The sequence below is a fragment of the Ferrovibrio sp. genome (assembly GCF_964218355.1).
Lineage (GTDB): Bacteria > Pseudomonadota > Alphaproteobacteria > Ferrovibrionales > Ferrovibrionaceae > Ferrovibrio.
Map to the genome: position 1 here is coordinate 22,417 of NZ_CAXPMC010000005.1, position 17,599 is coordinate 40,015.

The following is a 17,599-nucleotide window of genomic DNA, read 5'->3' on the forward strand; positions in this document are numbered from 1 at the left end:
AAACAGGACGTGGAACCGGATCTTGGTCTTCTGCTCAATGCCATCGTGTCGGGGCTGCTGCTCGGCGGCTTCTACGCGCTGGCGACGATGGGTCTGACAATCGCCTTCGGCATGCTGGATGTGGTGAATATCGCACATCCGACTTTCATCATCCTTGGCGCCTTTGCCACCTACCTTCTGAGCATGCAGACAGGCCTCGATCCGGTTCTCGCCTGTATCATCCTGCTGCCTCTCTTTTTCCTGTTCGGGCGGTACTTCTACGATCTCTACTATCGGCTTTTCGAGCGGCGCGGCGATTCGGCCATCTCCGGGCTGGCCTTCTTCTTCGGTATCCTGTTCGTCTTCGAGGTATCGCTGTCGATGCTGTTCGGGCCCGAACAGCGCCAGATCGATGTGCCCTATGCATGGACCAGCTTCAGCATAGGTCTGGTGGATTTCCCGCTGCGGATGGTGGTGCCGTGCCTGCTGGCGCTGGCGGCCTTCGCGGCAATCACGGCCTTCTTCCGCTTCACCTTTATCGGCCGTGCGGTGGCTGCAGTGGGGCAGGACGAGGAGGCGCTGCGCTTCGTCGGTATTAACCCGTTACGCATCAAACGGCTTGCTTTCGGCCTGTCCCTGCTGATGGCTGGACTGGCCGGCGGCGGCCTGCTGCTGATCCAGCCGGTCGATCCCTGGTCGGGGCATACCTTCATCGGCAGGGTCTTCGCCATCTGCATCCTGGGCGGGCTGGCATCGATGCGCGGCACGCTGGTCGCGGCCCTGCTGTTCGGCGTGCTGGAAAATATGACCGCCACCTATATCGGCCCGGCCTGGTCGCCAGCGGTGGCTTTTGGCCTTCTGCTGCTGACCCTGGCAGTGCGGCCGCAGGGACTGTTCGCGCGATGATGATGGCGTCAGGTACGGGACGGAAAAATGCTGAGTGAAGTGATCTCTCCCCATCTGGCCGCCGGCCGCAATCCGGCGCTGGCCGGCGCCCGCCGCTTCTATGCCGGTGTTGCTGCCGTGACGCTGGGAATTTTCCTCGCCTTTCACTGGGTGGGCTCGGAGTATCTGTGGTTCTCCAGCTATGTCGTGCTGCAATACGTCGTGCTGGCAACCGCCTGGAACATTCTTGGTGGCTATGCCGGATATGTGAATTTCGGTTCGGCAGCCTTTTTCGCCGTTGGCAGCTATACGACGGTGCTTCTGTACAAACTGGGCATTCCGAGCCTGCCGCTGATGATTCTCGCCGCCGGCGGCGTATCCGGCCTGCTCGGACTTGGCATGGGCTACCTGACGCTGCGCCTGCGCGGGGCATATTTCTCGATTGCCACCCTGTGCCTCGCCGTCCTGCTGCAGACCATTATCACCAACTGGGATTTCCTCGGCGGATCGCGCGGAGCCTATATCATCCGGCCCGATGTGAGCGGCTTCTTTGCCAGCTATGTCGAAGTTCTGTTCGCGGTGATCCTCGGCCTGGCCGCCGGCTCGGTCTGCCTGGCCCGGATCATAGAAAAGTCGAAGCTGGGCTACGGTCTCGCCGCAATCCGGGATGACGAAATCGCGGCCGAGGCATCCGGGGTGCCCACCCTGCGGCTCAAACTGGTTGCCACAACGGTCAGCGGCGCCCTGATGGGCATGGCCGGTGCGCCGATGCCCTATTACGCCACCTTCGTCGAACCAGCGTCGGCCTTCGGCCTGTCCTATGCGGTGAATGCCATGGCGATGCCGCTGATCGGCGGGCTGAAAACATGGCTGGGCCCGGTGATTGGCGCACTGATCCTTGGGTCCGTGCAGCAGGTGGCCACCGTCACTATATCCTCGGCACTGAACCTGCTGCTGGTCGGCCTGCTGCTGATCGCCTTTCTGATCCTCGCGCCCCAGGGAATCATGGGGCTGCTGCGCCGTCGCGGCGGGAGGCCGTCATGACCCCCGCCAGCAATGGCGACCTGCAGCTTGCAGTCAGCGGCCTGCAGAAGCGTTTCGGCGGTTTTGTCGCCCTGTCCGGTGTGGATTTCCAGGCAAAGCGGGGCGAGCGTATCGGCATCATCGGCCCGAACGGATCAGGCAAGAGCACCTTCGTCAATTGCCTGACCGGCGCCATGCGGCATGATGCCGGCGAGATCCGGATGAACGGTCAGGATATCGGCGGCCTGCCGGCGCACCGGCGCGCCTGGAAGGGCCTCAGCCGCACGTTCCAGCTGCCAAGGCCTTTCGGCAGCCTGTCGGTGGCGGAGAACATCTATATTCCCCTGCTCAACTGTGGCGCGATGGACAATGGCAGCAGGGATATTTCCGTGCGCGCGACTGCCGCGCTTGAGCTGGTCGGGCTGGCGGACAAGGCTGATGCCCTGCCGAAAGAGCTGACACAGGTCGAACTGCGCAAGCTGGAACTCGCCAAGACCATTGCTACCGATCCGCAGATCCTGGTTTCCGACGAGGCAATGGCCGGTCTGTCGCATTCGGAAGTGGATGAGATCCTCGCCCTGCTTCTGGAAATCAACAGCCGTGGCACCACCGTCGTGATGATCGAGCATATCATCCGGGCGGTGATGCGGTTTTCGCAGCGGTTGGTGGTTTTCGTCGCTGGCGAGAAGATTGCCGACGGAGATCCGCAGGCAGTGATGGCAATGCCGGAAGTCGAGAGGGCATATCTTGGACAATAGCCTCGAGATCACCGGCGTCGATGCCGGTTATGGCGCCGTGCGTGTGCTGCAGGATGTTTCGCTCAGCGTGCGCTCGGGCGAGGTGGTCACCCTGCTCGGGACCAATGGCAATGGCAAGACCACGCTGATGCGCTGCATCATGGGCCACATGGCGCCGGGCAGGGGCCGCATTGTCGCCACCATCGATGGCGAACGCATTGATCTGACCGGACGACCGACCGAGGAGATCGTCGATCTCGGCATCGCGCTGGTGCCGGAAGGCCGCCGGCTGTTCCCCCGTCTCTCGGTTGAGGAGAACCTGCTGATCGGCGGCTCGCGGCCGGCCGCCCGGGCCTCCATCGGCCGCAACATGGATTACTGTTTCGAAATCTTCCCGCGCCTGCGCGAGCGACGCCAGCAGGCGGTCGGCTCGATGAGCGGTGGCGAACAGCAGATGGTTGCGCTGGGCCGTGCGATCATGTCTGCGCCACGCATCCTGCTGATCGACGAACCGTCCGTTGGTCTCGCACCGATTCTGGTCAGTCGTACCATTGACAAGATTCGCGAGATGAAGGAGCGGCTCGGCCTGACCGTGCTGATGGCCGAACAGAATTTCCACCAGGCGGTACGCATCGCCGACCGCGGCTATGTGATCGTGCATGGCCGCATCGAATTCGAGGGTGATTCGCCGGCGGCGCTGAACGACAACCAGCTCGTCCGCGATTTCTATCTCGGTCACTGACGGACCCGGCGGGAGGAAAGCGCCATGACAGCTTTGCGTCTGGGCTGGATCGGTATCGGCAATATGGGCCTGCCGATCTGCCGCAACCTGCTGAAGGCCGGTTTTGCGCTGACGGCCTACGACATCGATCCGGCGCGGGTGAAGCTGATCGCAGCCGGTGGCGCGGCGCCAGCCACCGATCTCGCCGGACTGGCAGCCGCCAGCGACATCGTGCTGTCCATGGTGCCGAACGATAAGGTATTGCTGGCGCTGGCGGCCGATCTGGCCGGCCTGTTGAAACCGGGCCAGATCTTTGTCGATCTCAGCACCATCTCGCCGGCGACTTCGGCGCAGGTGGCGGAAATGCTGGCTGCTTCGGGTGCCGGCTATCTGCGCGCGCCGGTCTCCGGCAGCACGGCCAATGCCGCCAATGCCAGCCTGTCGATCTACTGTTCCGGGCCGAAGGCGGCTTTCGACCGCTGCCTTCCCGCGCTGCAGGCGATCGGCAGCCGGCAGAGCCATGCGGGCGAAGCCGAGGAAGCACGTATCCTCAAGCTGCTGATCAACATGGTTGTCTGTATCACTCCGGCGGTGGTGGGTGAGGCCCTGGCCTTCGGGTTGCGCAGTGGGCTGCAGTGGGACGCGATGATCGATGCCCTGAACCAGAGTGCGGCGGCCTCGCCACTGATCGGCTACAAGGCCGAGATCATGAAGCGGCGCGACTGGGCGGCGATGGCTCCCGTCGATCTGACCGCCAAGGATCTCGATCTGGCGCTCGACTGGGGGCGGGCGCGGCGTGTGCCGATGCCGTTCAGCGCGCTGGCCCAGCAGATCAACAGCGGCTACCAGGCCAGTGGCGACGGCCAGCTCGATTTTTTCAGCGTGGTGACCTGGCCCGAGCGGCTCAGCAGCCATGCGCCAGCCAAGGAGTAACGGGGTGAGCGACGAAATCACGCAACTGGAAGACCGCCGCTACCGGGCCATGCTGGAAGGGGATGTGGCCGCCCTGGATGCCATGCTGGCGCCTGAACTGGTCTACACCCATTCCAACGCCGAGATGGACAGCAAGGCAAGCTATCTCGATAAGGTAGGGCGCGGCATTTTCCATTACCTCGAGATCGGCCGCGAGGACGAGGAAATCCGCATCCTCGACACTGTCGCCATTGTCACCGGCTGCATGGTCGGCCGGGTCGAGGTCGGCGGGGTCTTGCGCAAGCTGAACAACCGCTTCGTTGCCATCTGGTTGCGGCGCGGAGACAAATGGGAGTTTGTCGTCTACCAGCCGACGCCGGTGCCCGCATGACGGACGCGGTTCCGGGCGGTCAGCGCGCCGCCTCATAGCCGGCAAGAACCGCGGCAAGGTTGGTTCCCAGGATATCCGACAGATAGCCGCCTTCCTGCACGAGAACGGTCGGCAGGTTGAGGCGGGCAAGGGCCTCGCCGATCCGGCGGAAACCCGGCGTGGTGATCCTCAGTCCCGCCAGGGGGTCCGCTTCCGAGGCATCCAGACCCAGCGCCACCACCAGGGCACCGGGAGAAAAGGCGCGGATTGTTGCCGCTGCAGTATCCAGTGCGGCCAGATAGGGGTCATCTCCGGTACCGAGCGGCAGCGGGATGTTGAGATTGGCCCCCAGGCCGTCGCCAGTGCCGCATTCATGGGCATAGCCGACGAAGAACGGGTAATAGCGCGCCGGATCAGCATGCAGCGATACGGTCAGAATGTCGCCGCGCGCATAAAAGATTCCCTGGGTGCCATTGCCATGATGCACATCGACGTCAAGGATCGCGATCCGCTCGTGCCGCTGGCGCAGATGGGCGGCAGCAATGGCACTGTTGTTCAGATAACAGAAACCGCCGGCCATGTCGCGATAGGCATGATGGCCGGGCGGGCGGCACAGCGCGTAGACCGTGTCCTCGCCATCCAGAACCATCTGGGCCGCGGTCGTGGCGGTATCGGCCGCGGCACAGGCGGCGGCGAAGGTGCCGGGCCCGATCGGGCAGGCGGTGTCTGCCGTATGCCAGCCGAGCTTCCCGACGATGTTGGCCGGATAGGCCGCCCCCTGATGACGCATCGGATGGATGTTTGGAATCATTTCGTCACCGGAATCTCCCAGTGCCTGCCATTCGGCAAAGCCGTCGGCAAGGAAGGCGAGGTAGTCCGGACTGTGCACGCGGGCGCGCGGGCCCGCCCCGAAGGTCCGGGCCGGAATGATCGTGTGCCGGCCGCTGTCGAGACCGGCCAGCAGGCGGGTGGCACGTTCCGGCTGTTCGGTGGTTCTGCGGACCTTGCCGCGGACGAGAAAAAACTGCGGGTCGTGGCTCTGGTGCGCTTCGCTGTATACGGCTTTCACGCGGTCGGCTCCGTGGGTTTGGACCGGGCGGTGGCGAGTGTGGCAACCAGCTGGGCGACGCCCCGCCATGGGTCGGTCAGGTGATATTCGAAAGCGGCCAGGATATGCGCCGTATCGCCGTTTTCTATGCTTTCCAGCAGGGGTTCGTGGGTCTGGGCGATGCGGTGGGGGTCATCGTAAAGGCGGCCGATCAGGCCGATCACGATGCGCAGTTCGGAGGCGAGGTCGTCGAACAGCCGCAGCAGGCGGCGGTTGCCCGACATCTCGCAGATCAGCCTGTGGAAGCGGTAATCCTCTTCCACCTGCCGGGCCGGGTCGTTGGTGGCCGCTGTCTCGTACAAGACATCCAGCTGGCGGCGCAGGGCAATGCGGCCTTCCGGGGTCAGCCGTGCCGCCGCCTGGACGGCAGCATGCTTTTCAATGCAGATGCGCAGGTCGTAGAGATCGTCGATATCCGCCGGCGCATGGGTGCGCACGAAAAAGCCGCGGCTCGGGATCGCGACCAGCAGGCCCTGGCTTTCCAGCAGGCGGGCGGCCTCGCGCACCGGCGCCCGGCTGACGCCCAGCTCGCGGGCGATCGCTGCTTCCGCGACTTTGGCGCCGGGTGCAAGGCGGCCGGCAATGATCGCGTCCGTAAGGGCGCGGGCGATCTGGCTGACCAGATCGTGGCTGGCGATGGCCGGCAGCCCCACCGGCTTCGAGGCGAGACGCATGTATCTATGTCCTTGATCCGCTTTGTATCTGCAAAATTGTCGACTGTCGACAGTTTTGTGTTGCGACTCGCTGCAACGCCATGACAGTATGCCCCATCAAACCGGGGATGACGTCATGACTGCGCCGCTGCGGGCTCTATCGAATACCGGCCATGATCCCTTGTGGCAGACGCGGGAGGATCTGGCGGCGGCCTACCGGCTGGTACACCGGCTGGGACTGGACGACAGCATCTACACCCATATCTCGGCGCGGCTGCCGGGCAGCCACGAGCGGTTTCTGATCAACCCCTACGGCATGCGGTTCGAAGAGGTGAAAGCCTCCAACCTGGTGACCGTGGATATCGATGGCCAGGTGGTGGACGACCCGCTCGGACTGGGGATCAACCCGGCCGGGTTCACCATCCACAGCGCGATCCACTCGGCGCGGCCGGATGTGGTCTGCGTGCTGCATACCCATACGGTGGCCGGTGTTGCGGTGTCATGCCAGCAGGACGGGTTGCTGCCGCTGAACCAGTGGTCGATGCAGTTCACCGATCGGATCGCCTATCACACCTACGAGGGCATTGCGCTTGATCTGGACGAGCGTCGCCGCCTGACCGCCGATCTGGGCGACAAGATGGTGTTCATGCTGCGCAACCACGGCCTGCTGACCTGCGGGCGCTCGGTAGCGGAAGCCTTCAAGCTGATGCACAACCTGGAACGCTCCTGTCGTGCCCAGCTTGCAATCCAATCCGCTGGCGCTGCCATCGTTCCGCCGCCACCGGGCATCCCGGAAAAAACCGCCGGACAGTATGAGAAACTCTACAACAAGCTCGAAACGGGCGGCGGCCCGGATATCGAGTGGGAGGCTTTCAAACGGATGCTGGAGCGTACCGATCCGGATTTCCGCACCTGAAACGATCTGTCACACAGAGGGGGTTTGCTGTGCTGAAACGAAGCCTGCTGAGTCTTGCAATCGCCTGCGGGGTTGCCTTTTCCGCCTTTGCGCAGACGCCGAAATCCGGCGGCACCGCGAATGTCATCATCCAGCCCGAGCCGCCCGGCCTGATGCTGGCGATGGTACAGAATGGCCCGACCCAGATGGTCGCCGGCAATATCTATGAAGGCCTGCTGCGCTATAACCCGAAACTGGAGCCGCAGCCGGGTCTGGCCGAGAGCTGGACCATCGCCGATGAAGGCAAGACCTATACATTCAAGCTGCACCGTGGTGTGACCTGGCATGACGGCAAGCCGTTCTCGGCGGCCGACGTGCTGTTCACAATTGACTTCATCAAGCAGACGAATCCGCGCGCCCGCGCCAATCTGGCCCAGGTCGAAAGCGTGACTGCGCCGGACGACTATACGGTGGTGTTCAAGCTGAAGCAGGCCTTCGGTCCCTTCATTGGCATCTTCGAGGTCGGCTCTCTGCCGATGGTGCCCAAGCATATCTATGATGGCATCGACTGGAAAACCGCGCCGGCCAACAACACGCCGATCGGCACCGGCCCCTTCATGTTCAAGGAATGGCAGAAGGGCTCGTTCATCCGTCTGGTGAAGAACCCGAATTACTACATCAAGGGCAAGCCCTATCTGGACGAGATATACTGGCACGTCATCCCGGATGCGGCTGCCCGTTCGGTGGCATTCGAGACCGGCAAGGTCGATATCCTGCCCGGCGGTTCGGTCGAGAATTTCGACGTACCGCGCCTGAGCAAGCTCAAAGATGTCTGTGTGACGGGCAAAGGCTGGGAGTATTTCGGCCCGCTTGCCTGGCTGTGGCTCAACAACCGCCAGGGCCCGACCTCGAACAAGCTGTTCCGCCAGGCCGTGATGTACGCAATGGATCGTGATTTTGCCAAGAACGTGGTCTGGAACGGTCTGGGTGAAGTTGCGTCTGGTCCGATCTCGTCCTCGACGCGGTTTTTCAACAAGGCGCTGGCCAAGTACAAATACGACCCGGCCAAAGCGAAGGCACTGCTCAAGGAAGCCGGCTACAAGGGCGAGAAGGTGCGGTTCATGCCGTTGCCCTATGGCGAGACCTGGCAGCGCTGGGGCGAGGCGGTGCGGCAGAACCTGCAGGATGTCGGCATCAACATCGAAGTGGTCGCCACCGACGTGCCGGGCTACAACCAGAGGCTCTCGGAGTGGGACTACGATATCGGCTTCAGCTATCTGTACCAGTATGGCGATCCTGCGCTGGGCGTTGCCCGCAGCTATATCAGCACCAATATCGCCAAGGGGTCGCCCTTCAACAATGTCGAGGGGTATTCCAATCCGGAAGTTGACAGGCTGTTTGCCGAGGCAGCGGTGGCATTCCCGGATTCCAAGCGCCAGGAGCTGTATGACAAGGTGGTGAGCATTCTGGTCGACGATGTTCCGGTGGCCTGGCAGCTGGAACTGGAATTCCCGACCATTACGCGGTGCAGCGTCAAGAATCTCGTGACGACCGCCATCGGCGTGAACGACGGCTTCCGCGACGCCTGGATCGAGAAGTAAGTCTCCCTCCTCCGCCTGTGACGGCTGTGGCCGTTGCAGGCGGAGGAATGAACTTGCCCTCGTCAATCCAGCCCCAATCGGATTGCTCTGATGCTGTCATTTGTTGCCCAGCGCCTGCTTAAGGCCGTCATCGTTCTTCTGGCGATCATCGTCCTGAATTTCTTTCTGATCCGCGCCGCACCGGGCGATCCTGCCACGGTCATGGCTGGCGAAGCGGGCGCAACCGACGAATTGTTCGTTGCGCAGTTGCGGGAGAAATTCGGTCTCGACCGGCCCATGCACGAACAGCTCTTCATCTACGTGAAAGGGATCGCGAGCCTCGACCTGGGATTTTCCTTTCGCCAGCAGATGCCGGTCGGAAAACTGATCGCCGATCGGTTGCCCGCCACGCTGCTGCTGACCGGCAGCGCCTTCCTGGTTTCGCTCGGTCTTGGCGTGCTGTTCGGCGCACTGGCCGCGCGGCGGGCTGGAAGCTGGTCGGATACCGCCATCACCGTTCTGGCCCTGATCTTCTATGCGACGCCGCTATTCTGGGTCGCGCTGATGGCCATCCTGCTGTTTTCGGTCACGCTCGACTGGCTGCCGAGCTTTGGCTACGAGACCGTCGGAGCCGGTTATACCGGCCTCGCCCATGTTCTCGATGTTGGCGCACATCTGGTGCTGCCGGCGCTGACGCTCGGCCTTTTCTTCATGGCAACCTACGCCCGGATGACGCGGGCTTCGATGCTTGAGGTTGCCCGCCTCGATTTCATCAAGACGGCGCGCGCCAAAGGGTTGCGCGCCGGAGTGATCCAGCGTCGGCATGTTCTGCGCAACGCATTGCTGCCGGTGGTTACCCTGGCTGGCCTGCAGGCGGGAACGCTGGTCGGCGGTGCCGTGCTGACCGAAACGGTCTTTGCCTGGCCGGGTATCGGACGGTTGATGTACGATGCCTTGCTGCAGCGTGACTACAATCTTCTGCTCGGCGTCTTTGTGGTATCCTCGGCCATGGTGCTCGTTTTCAACCTGATCACCGACCTGATTTACCGGCTGGTTGATCCGCGCATCGAGATGGCCGCATGATAGCCCTGTTCAAGCGCCTGTTGCGCAATCCTGGCAGCCTGGTTGGCCTGATCCTGCTGGCGGTGGTTCTCGCCGTGGCGGTTCTCGGGCCGCTTTTCTATCCGAATTCCCCCTGGCGCATGGTGCAAAGGCCTTTTCTTGCGCCATTCACTATCCCCGGCTTTCCGTTCGGCACGGATGCTCTGGGGCGTGATATCGCCGCGGGGCTGGTGCATGGATCGCGGGTCTCACTGCTGGTCGGCCTTGTCTCGACACTCGCAGCCCTGGCAATCGGCGTACCGCTGGGTGCGGCGGCCGGCTATGCCGGCGGCAAGATCGATGATGCGCTGATGCGCTTCACGGAATTCTTCCAGACGATACCGAGCTTTGCCCTGGCTATCGTCCTGGTTGCCATCCTGCAGCCTTCCATTGTCTCGATCGTTGTGGCAATCGCCCTTGTCAGCTGGCCGCCGGTTGCCAGGCTGGTGCGTGGCGAGGTTCTGTCGCTGCGCAGCCGCGAATATGTGCAGGCTGCAATTGTCACCGGACATGGCAATGGCTGGATCATCTGGCGGGAAATCCTGCCCAACACCCTGTCGCCGGTCATCGTGCTGGCTTCCCTGATGGTGGCAACGGCAATTCTTCTCGAATCCTCGCTGTCCTTCCTTGGTCTCGGTGATCCGAACCTGATGTCCTGGGGCTACATGGTCGGTGCCGGCCGTACGGTGATCCGGCAGGCCTGGTGGCTGACGGTATTTCCAGGACTTGCCATCCTGCTGACGGTGCTGGCTCTCAATCTGCTGGGCGAAGGGCTGAATGATGCGCTCAATCCCCGGCTGGCCAGGGAGGGGCGGTAATCATGGCGGATCCTGCGGTTTCCATCCGCAACCTCCGCCTGGCGCTGCCGGCCGGCGGGGATCGTGAGTATGCCGTCGACGGTGTCTCGTTCGACCTGATGCCGGGGCAGATTCTCTGTGTGGTCGGCGAGTCCGGATCCGGAAAATCCATGTGTGCCCACGCCCTGATGGGTTTGCTGCCGCATGCGGTACGACCGGAGGCCGGGGAGATCGTCTATGCGGGCCAGAATCTGGTCGAACTGGACGAGGCCGGGTGGCTGCAACTGCGCGGCCGGCATGTCGCCATGGTGTTCCAGGAGCCGATGACGGCACTGAATCCGCTGATGCGGATCGGCGACCAGATTGCCGAGATGTTCGAGGCACACGGCCTGCTGAGTCCGAAGGAGCGGGTACAGCGTGCGATCGATCTGGCGCGCGAGGTGGGGCTGCCCGATCCGGAGCGGATCGTGCGGGCCTATCCGCACCAGATGTCCGGGGGGCAGCGGCAGCGGGCCATGATTGCCATGGCCCTGGCTCTTGAACCGGCAGTGCTGGTGGCGGACGAGCCGACCACGGCGCTCGATGTCACAACGCAGGCACAGATCCTGAAGCTGATTCATGATCTGCAGCAGCGCCGCAACATGGCGGTGATGTTCATCACCCATGACTTCGGCGTGGTGGCCGAGATTGCCGACTGGGTCGTTGTGCTGCAGCACGGAAAGCTGGTGGAGCAGGGCAGTGCCGACGAGGTTCTGCAGCATCCCCGGCACACCTATACCCGGTCTCTGCTGGCAGCCGTTCCATCGATGCAGCCGCCGGCGCGGGCCTCTCTGGCAGAGCGCCCGAAAGCGGTCGAAGTGATCGGTCTGGGAAAAACCTATGTCACCGGTGGCGGCTGGTTGCGTCCCGCCCGCAGGGTCGAGGCGGCGAGGGATGTCAGCTTTTTCATCCGGCAGGGGGAGACACTGGGGCTGGTCGGTGAATCCGGCTCGGGCAAATCATCGGTGGCCCGGCTGGTGATGCGCCTGACCGAGGCGGATCGTGGCAGCATCCGGCTTGGCGCGACAGATCTGACCCTGATCGGCGGGCAGGCCCTGCGCGACCAGCGCAAGCGCATCCAGATGGTGTTCCAGGATCCGTTCGCATCGCTCAACCCGCGCCGCAAGGTTGGCCGCATCATAGCGGATGGCCCGATTGCCCATGGTGCCGATCCGGCCGCAGCCTTGCAGCTTGCCCGGGAACTGCTCCAGACGGTCGGCCTGGACGCTGCCGCGATCGAACGTTACCCCCATGAATTCTCCGGCGGCCAGCGCCAGCGTATTGGCATCGCCCGCGCCCTTGCACTGGAACCGGAAATCCTTGTTGCCGACGAGGCGGTGTCGGCACTCGATGTTTCGGTTCAGGCGCAGGTGCTGCAGTTGCTGGAAGAGCTGAAGGCGCGACTTGGGCTGTCGATGCTGTTCATCACCCATGATCTTCGGGTTGCCGCACAGGTATGCGACCGTATTGCAGTGATGCAGCGCGGGGAGATTGTCGAACTGAAGCCGGCTGCGGCCTTGTTCTCGGCGCCCGAGCACCCTTATACACGAGAACTGTTGGGGGCGGTGCCAGGACGACGGGCTGTCGAGGCGACCTGAGATGCAGTGTGCTCTTGTCAGCCGCGGCTTCGATCTGCGGGATTATTACGGGAAAGCCTTCGACAAGGTGGCAGACCGGATCCAGATGCAGTCGCATCCCGCCGATGATCCGGCCGAGGTTCGGATGGCGGTGGCCTGGCACCCGCCGGCTGACGCCTTCGATCGCTATCCGAACCTGCAGGCCGTCTGCACTATCGGTGCCGGGGCGGACAATGTGCTGGCCTGTCCCAGCCTGCGCCCCGGGATCGATGTTGTGCGGGTGGTCGACCCGGCGCAGGCCGAGATGATGTCCGGCTTTATCACCTGGCACGTGATCTGGCACCAGCGCCGCTTTGCCAGTTATCTGGCCCAGCAGCGGCGTAGCGAGTGGCGGCGCCTGCCGCAGCGGGCAGCCCGAAGCGTGCCGGTGGCCCTGCTTGGGTATGGCCAGATCGGCAGCCGCGTCGCCGCCGACCTGACGCAGCTTGGATTTCCTGTTCTTGCCTGGAGCCGCACGCCCAAGTCGATGCCACCTGGTATGCGCGGCTTTCACGGCGGGGATGGGCTGTTCGCCATGCTGCGGGAGGCCGAGGTGCTGGTGAACCTGCTGCCACTGACGCCGGAGACGCGCGGCATCCTGAATCGGGATGTCTTTGCGGCCCTGCAACCCGGTGGTTACCTGATCCAGGTGGGACGTGGCGAGCATCTGGCCGAAGCCGATCTGCTGGCGGCGCTGGACAGTGGCCAGCTGGCGGGCGCGTCGCTCGACGTGTTTGCCCGTGAGCCGTTGGCCGGGGATCACGTGTTCTGGCAGCATCCGAAGATCGTTCTGACCCCTCACGACGCTTGCGATGTCAGCAACGATGCGCTGGTGGGAACCCTGCTGTCGACTGCTGAGGCTATAGAGACCGGTCGACGGCCGCCCGGGGCAGTTGACCGTGTGCGCGGCTACTAGGTCCGCTTGCGCCGGTTGGCCGGTGTCGACGGCTTGCGCCTTGTCTTCTTCCCTGTACCGGGGCCGACTGCAGCCAGCAGGTTGGCCTCGTCGCCGCCGGCACAGACCACCAGGATCTGTGCATCCTGGCGCCCGGCCGAGACATAGACATGGCCCATGCCGCTGTCGAAGTAGAGGGAATCGTGAGGACCGAGCCGGATCGGCCTGCGGCCCTCGATATGCACATCGAGCTGGCCCTGCAGGACAAACAGGAATTCCTCGCCACGGTGCCGGACATAGTCAGTAAAGGATTTGCGGTCATGGGCCTTGATGCGGCCGAACATCGGCACCATGCGTTTGGCTGTCAGGGCCGTGGCCAGCATGCGGTAGAGATAGGTCTCGGTTTCGTGTTCCGGGGCATCTGCCGCCCGGGTCAGGGCCAGCGCACCGGTGCTGAAATGGTCGGCCGGCTGATCGAACAGGGTGGCGACATCGAGCTCGAGGCCACGCGCCAGGGCGATGAACTTGTCATAGGCGAGAGCCAGCTGGCCGCGTTCCACTTTCGAGATCGTTGAAATTGCAAGACCGCTGCGGCGGCTGACCTCGGCGAGGGTATGGCCGCGGGCGCGGCGCAGCTCGCGCAGCCGGCCGCCGAGGGAAAACCGGTCATGCGAAGCGGGGGCGGTGGAATCGGGGCGGCTCATGGCCATAGTCTACGGCAGCTGGATCATTTTCTGATCATAAAAAATTTTTCCGATAGGAAAAATAGTCTGGACGCCGTGGCGGAACCGGACAAGACTGGCGCCATGCAACGGGGAAGTCATGTCCGGATATGATGTGATCGTGGTCGGGGCCGGAATTGCGGGGGCGTCGGTGGCCTGGGCCCTGTCGCGGGCCGGCCTGCGCGTGCTGGTGCTCGAGCGGGAAGCGCAGCCCGGCTACCATTCGACCGGCCGCTCGGCAGCGCTGTATGCGGAGACCTATGGCAGCCGGCCGATCCGTGCCCTTACCACCGGCAGCAAGAATTTTTATCTGAGCCCGCCCGAGGGTTTCTGCAGCGTACCGCTGCTGACACCGCGCGGGGCCATGTTCATCGCCCGCGACGGCCAGCAGCCGGCGCTTGAACGGGTGTATGCTGCCGGCAGCCAGCTGGTCGGCAACCTGCGCCTGATGTCTGGACATGAGGCGGAGGCCCTGGTTCCGGCCCTGCTGCCCGGCTATGCGGTGGCGGCGATGATGGAGCCGGACGCGATGGATATTGATGTCGCCGCGTTGCACCAGGGCTTCCTGCGCGGATTGCGGGCGGCTGGCGGTATTGTCGAGACCGATGCCGAACTGCTCGCACTTGGGCGAGCCGGCAGCGGCGACTGGCAGGTTGAGACCCGTTCCGGCCGCCATGCGGCGCCGGTTGTCGTCAATGCGGCAGGGGCGTGGGCCGATGAGATCGGCCGTCTGGCCGGCGCCGCACCGGTTGGTCTCGTGCCGAAGCGCCGCACGGCAGCCACATTCGACCCTCCTGCCGAATATGTGATGGCCGCGGCGCCGATGGTGATCGACGCGGAAGAAAGTTTCTATTTCAAGCCCGATGCCGGCCGCATCCTGGTATCTCCCGCCGACGAAACGCCGTCACCGCCCTGCGATGCGCAGCCAGACGAGTATGATATCGCGGTCATGATGGAACGCCTGGCCGAGGCAACGGCGTTCCGGCCACGCCGGCTGGCATCGAAATGGGCCGGGCTGCGCAGCTTCGTGGCTGATAAGTCGCTGGTTGCCGGCTTCGACCCGGCGGTGCCGGGATTTTTCTGGCTGGCCGGACAGGGCGGCTACGGGGTGCAGACGGCGCCGGCTGCCGGCCGGGCTGCGGCGGCGCTGATCCGTGGCGGGGCTTTTCCCGAGGACCTGGTGGAACTGGGCCTGAGTCCTGCGGACCTGTCTCCGTCACGGCCGGGCCTGCGACAGGAGGCGGCGTGATGGTCTGGCTGTCTGCTGTGGCGGGACTCGTCTTTCTGGTGGCCGGAGGGGCTGTTGCCTATGCGCTGGGCGCCGCTTCCATCCTGACCTTCCTGCTGAGCGACAATGCCCGCTATCTGGCAATCATCCCGCAGCGCATTTTCAGCCAGATCGATGTTTTTGCACTGATGGCGATGCCGTTGTTCATCCTGGCCGGCGAGATCATGAATATCGGCGGCATAACCCGCGCGCTGATCAATGTATCGATGGCGCTGCTGGGGCGGTTTCGCGGTGGCCTCGGGCATGTCAACATCCTCGCATCGGTCTTTTTTGCGGGTATTTCCGGTTCCGCCGTGGCCGATGCCGCCGCGCTGGGCAACACGCTGGTGCCGGCGATGCGGGAAAAAGGCTATACGCCGCTTTACGCGGCCGTGATCACTGCGGCCTCATCGGTGATCGGCCCGATCATTCCGCCTTCCATCGTCATGATCTTCTACGGCGCGATCATGCAGACTTCGGTGGCCGCATTGTTCGTCGGTGGAATCCTGCCGGGACTGCTGTTCGCGGTGGCGTTGTTCGCCGCCAATTCCTATTTCGCACATCGCGACAATCATCCCGGCGGCCGCGGTGCGGATGCCGACTTGCCGCCCCTGCGACCGGCATTGCTGCGCGCCCTGCCGGCGCTGTCCCTGCCGGCGATCATTCTGGGCGGCATCGTCTTCGGCGTCGTGACCCCGACAGAGGCAGCCGGGCTGGCGGTGGTCGCCGCAATCCTGGTTGGAATCCATTATGGCGGCTTTACCTGGGGCGGATTTTACAAGGGTCTCGACCAGACGGCCCGGCTGACCGGCTCGGTCTTCATTATTCTTGGCGCGGTCTCCTGCTTCGGCTGGCTGGCCGGGAACGAGCAGCTGCCCCAGCGTCTGGCCGCGGTGATTACAGAGCTGGGCCTGGGACGACTGGAATATCTTCTGGTGCTGAACCTGGTCTTTGTCGCCGCCGGCATGATTCTCGATGCGCCGGTGGCGCTTGCCCTGCTGGTGCCATTGCTGGCGCCGGCTGCAGTCGAGCTGGGTGTGCATCCTGTGCATCTCGGTATTGTCCTGTGCATCAACCTGACGCTCGGAATGGTAACGCCGCCGCTTGGGGCCTGCCTGCTGATCGTTTCCGCGGCGACGAGGGTCGATTACTGGGCGCTGGCCCGCGCCATCATTCCATTCGCACTGATCGAGCTGGCCGTGCTGCTGCTGCTGATTCTTGTTCCGGAAATCAGCCTTTTCCTGCCGGAGGCGTTCGGCTTCATCAGATAATAACGGCAACCAAAAAGAGGGGAGTATCATGCTGGAGATCACATCGATCCGTAGAATGGCCACACTGGCGGCGACGACTGTGCTGCTGCTTGGCGCGGCCGCCGCATCGGCGGCGGAAGTGCGCATCGGCCTCGACTCGCCGGCAGACAAGCAGAAATCCGGCTCCTACGTCTTTGCCGCAGCCATGGCAGATGCGCTGAAAGCGGCCGGCTGGCAGGTCAAGGAAATGCCGGTCAACTCGATCGGTGGGGAGGCCGAGCGTCTGGACCAGGCCTCGCAGGGACTGCTGGAAATCAACATGGCCGACCTCGGGCAGGCCGGGAAGCTCAACAAGCTGATCTTCGGCTATCGCCTGCCGTATCTGTTCGAGTCGCTTGCGCATCTGGATCGCGCCACCAAGGCCAGCAGCATGCTCGGCAAGGTGAATGACGGGCTGAAGGGCAAGGGTATCCGCGTGGTGGCCCTGGTCCCGGTCGGCGGCGGCATGGGCATATTCAACACCAAGCGCCCGGTGATCAGCCCGGCGGATGTCGAGGGCATGCGCATCCGTGCGCTGGACGAAAGCCAGTTGCAGCTGTTCAAGGCATGGGGTGCCAATGGCGTCGTAATCACCATGCCCGAAGTTGCCAATGCCCTGCAGACCGGCATTGCCGATGGTTATGTCAATCCGCCTTTCGTACCTTTCCTGTTCGGGCATACCGATATCCTCAAATACTACACGACCGCCAATGTCGGCCTGCCGCTGCGTATCGCCATGGTCTCATCGGACTGGTATGGCGGGCTGAAGCCGGCCGAGAAGAAGGCGGTGGACGATGCCGTGGCCAAGGGCGAAGCCGCTAACCGCGATTGGGTGAAGACCAGCGACGCGGCGGCTATCGATCAACTGCTGAAAGCCGGCATCAAGGTGGACAGCCTGACGGCGGCAGGCCGCGCCAGGTTCGAGGAACTGTCGCGCAGTATCTATGACACGCTGCTGCCGCCGGACCAGGTCAAGCTGTTCGTCGATGCGGCGGCCAGGGCGCGCTAGG

The 17,599-nt window shown here is 63.6% G+C and carries 18 protein-coding genes; 15 read left to right on the plus strand and 3 right to left on the minus strand.

Going from position 1 to position 17,599, the window contains the following annotated elements:
- Positions 1-9: 9 nt before the first annotated feature.
- From ACEQZY_RS01580 to ACEQZY_RS01605, 6 genes are read left to right on the plus strand one after another with little or no spacing between them, the layout of a single operon-like run.
- The gene (locus ACEQZY_RS01580) at positions 10-885 is read left to right on the plus strand and encodes a branched-chain amino acid ABC transporter permease (protein WP_341703377.1); all 876 of its coding nucleotides are present in this window, start codon (positions 10-12) and stop codon (positions 883-885) included.
- A 27-nt stretch (positions 886-912) separates the two neighbouring features.
- Positions 913-1,908, plus strand: coding sequence for a branched-chain amino acid ABC transporter permease (locus tag ACEQZY_RS01585; RefSeq protein ID WP_341703378.1), 996 nt, complete (start codon positions 913-915; stop codon positions 1,906-1,908).
- On the plus strand, positions 1,905-2,645 hold the full coding sequence (locus ACEQZY_RS01590) for an ABC transporter ATP-binding protein (protein WP_370151825.1): 741 nt from the start codon (positions 1,905-1,907) through the stop codon (positions 2,643-2,645). Before ACEQZY_RS01585 ends, ACEQZY_RS01590 begins: the two co-directional genes overlap by 4 nt.
- Positions 2,635-3,366: an ABC transporter ATP-binding protein gene (locus ACEQZY_RS01595; RefSeq protein ID WP_341703380.1), complete on the plus strand. Its 732-nt coding sequence runs from the start codon at positions 2,635-2,637 to the stop codon at positions 3,364-3,366. The genes ACEQZY_RS01590 and ACEQZY_RS01595 overlap by 11 nt, the downstream gene beginning before the upstream one ends.
- A 24-nt stretch (positions 3,367-3,390) precedes the next feature.
- A complete protein-coding gene (locus ACEQZY_RS01600; RefSeq protein ID WP_341703381.1) occupies positions 3,391-4,278 on the plus strand; it encodes an NAD(P)-dependent oxidoreductase in 888 nt (295 codons plus the stop codon).
- 4 nt (positions 4,279-4,282) lie between these two features.
- The gene (locus ACEQZY_RS01605) at positions 4,283-4,648 is read left to right on the plus strand and encodes a nuclear transport factor 2 family protein (protein ID WP_370151828.1); all 366 of its coding nucleotides are present in this window, start codon (positions 4,283-4,285) and stop codon (positions 4,646-4,648) included.
- Between the two features lie 19 nt (positions 4,649-4,667).
- Here ACEQZY_RS01605 and ACEQZY_RS01610 read toward each other — a convergent pair whose 3' ends face one another.
- Both ACEQZY_RS01610 and ACEQZY_RS01615 read right to left on the minus strand, forming a co-directional pair.
- The gene (locus ACEQZY_RS01610) at positions 4,668-5,696 is read right to left on the minus strand and encodes a histone deacetylase family protein (protein ID WP_370151830.1); all 1,029 of its coding nucleotides are present in this window, start codon (positions 5,694-5,696) and stop codon (positions 4,668-4,670) included.
- The gene (locus tag ACEQZY_RS01615; protein ID WP_370151832.1) at positions 5,693-6,409 is read right to left on the minus strand and encodes a GntR family transcriptional regulator; all 717 of its coding nucleotides are present in this window, start codon (positions 6,407-6,409) and stop codon (positions 5,693-5,695) included. Before ACEQZY_RS01615 ends, ACEQZY_RS01610 begins: the two co-directional genes overlap by 4 nt.
- Before the next feature lie 115 nt (positions 6,410-6,524).
- Here ACEQZY_RS01615 and ACEQZY_RS01620 point away from each other — a divergent pair, with 115 nt between their 5' ends.
- The 6 genes from ACEQZY_RS01620 (at position 6,525) to ACEQZY_RS01645 (ending at position 13,332) form a co-directional block, all read left to right on the plus strand.
- Positions 6,525-7,304, plus strand: coding sequence for a class II aldolase/adducin family protein (locus tag ACEQZY_RS01620; protein WP_341702278.1), 780 nt, complete (start codon positions 6,525-6,527; stop codon positions 7,302-7,304).
- A gap of 29 nt (positions 7,305-7,333) precedes the next feature.
- Positions 7,334-8,884, plus strand: coding sequence for an ABC transporter substrate-binding protein (locus ACEQZY_RS01625; RefSeq protein ID WP_341702277.1), 1,551 nt, complete (start codon positions 7,334-7,336; stop codon positions 8,882-8,884).
- Positions 8,885-8,974: 90 nt separating this feature from the next.
- A complete protein-coding gene (locus ACEQZY_RS01630; protein WP_341702276.1) occupies positions 8,975-9,946 on the plus strand; it encodes an ABC transporter permease in 972 nt (323 codons plus the stop codon).
- Positions 9,943-10,782, plus strand: coding sequence for an ABC transporter permease (locus ACEQZY_RS01635; protein WP_341702275.1), 840 nt, complete (start codon positions 9,943-9,945; stop codon positions 10,780-10,782). Before ACEQZY_RS01630 ends, ACEQZY_RS01635 begins: the two co-directional genes overlap by 4 nt.
- A 2-nt stretch (positions 10,783-10,784) precedes the next feature.
- Positions 10,785-12,398, plus strand: coding sequence for an ABC transporter ATP-binding protein (locus ACEQZY_RS01640; protein WP_341702274.1), 1,614 nt, complete (start codon positions 10,785-10,787; stop codon positions 12,396-12,398).
- Between the two features lies 1 nt (position 12,399).
- On the plus strand, positions 12,400-13,332 hold the full coding sequence (locus ACEQZY_RS01645) for a glyoxylate/hydroxypyruvate reductase A (protein WP_341702272.1): 933 nt from the start codon (positions 12,400-12,402) through the stop codon (positions 13,330-13,332).
- Here the strand turns inward: ACEQZY_RS01645 and ACEQZY_RS01650 are convergent.
- Positions 13,329-14,015 carry an XRE family transcriptional regulator gene (locus tag ACEQZY_RS01650; RefSeq protein ID WP_341702271.1) on the minus strand — a complete coding sequence of 229 codons (687 nt, stop codon included), beginning with the start codon at positions 14,013-14,015 and terminating at the stop codon, positions 13,329-13,331. The genes ACEQZY_RS01645 and ACEQZY_RS01650 overlap by 4 nt on opposite strands.
- Before the next feature lie 118 nt (positions 14,016-14,133).
- On the opposite strand from ACEQZY_RS01650, the gene ACEQZY_RS01655 reads away from it, so the two are divergent.
- Genes ACEQZY_RS01655 through ACEQZY_RS01665 form a run of 3 tightly spaced genes read left to right on the plus strand, consistent with a single transcriptional unit; the run spans position 14,134 to position 17,598 of the window.
- The gene (locus ACEQZY_RS01655) at positions 14,134-15,282 is read left to right on the plus strand and encodes an FAD-binding oxidoreductase (protein ID WP_341702270.1); all 1,149 of its coding nucleotides are present in this window, start codon (positions 14,134-14,136) and stop codon (positions 15,280-15,282) included.
- Positions 15,282-16,571 (plus strand): TRAP transporter large permease, encoded by a 1,290-nt coding sequence (locus ACEQZY_RS01660; protein ID WP_341702269.1) that lies wholly within the window; start codon positions 15,282-15,284, stop codon positions 16,569-16,571. The genes ACEQZY_RS01655 and ACEQZY_RS01660 overlap by 1 nt, the downstream gene beginning before the upstream one ends.
- A gap of 28 nt (positions 16,572-16,599) precedes the next feature.
- Positions 16,600-17,598 carry a TRAP transporter substrate-binding protein gene (locus ACEQZY_RS01665; protein ID WP_370151837.1) on the plus strand — a complete coding sequence of 333 codons (999 nt, stop codon included), beginning with the start codon at positions 16,600-16,602 and terminating at the stop codon, positions 17,596-17,598.
- Position 17,599 lies beyond the last annotated feature (1 nt).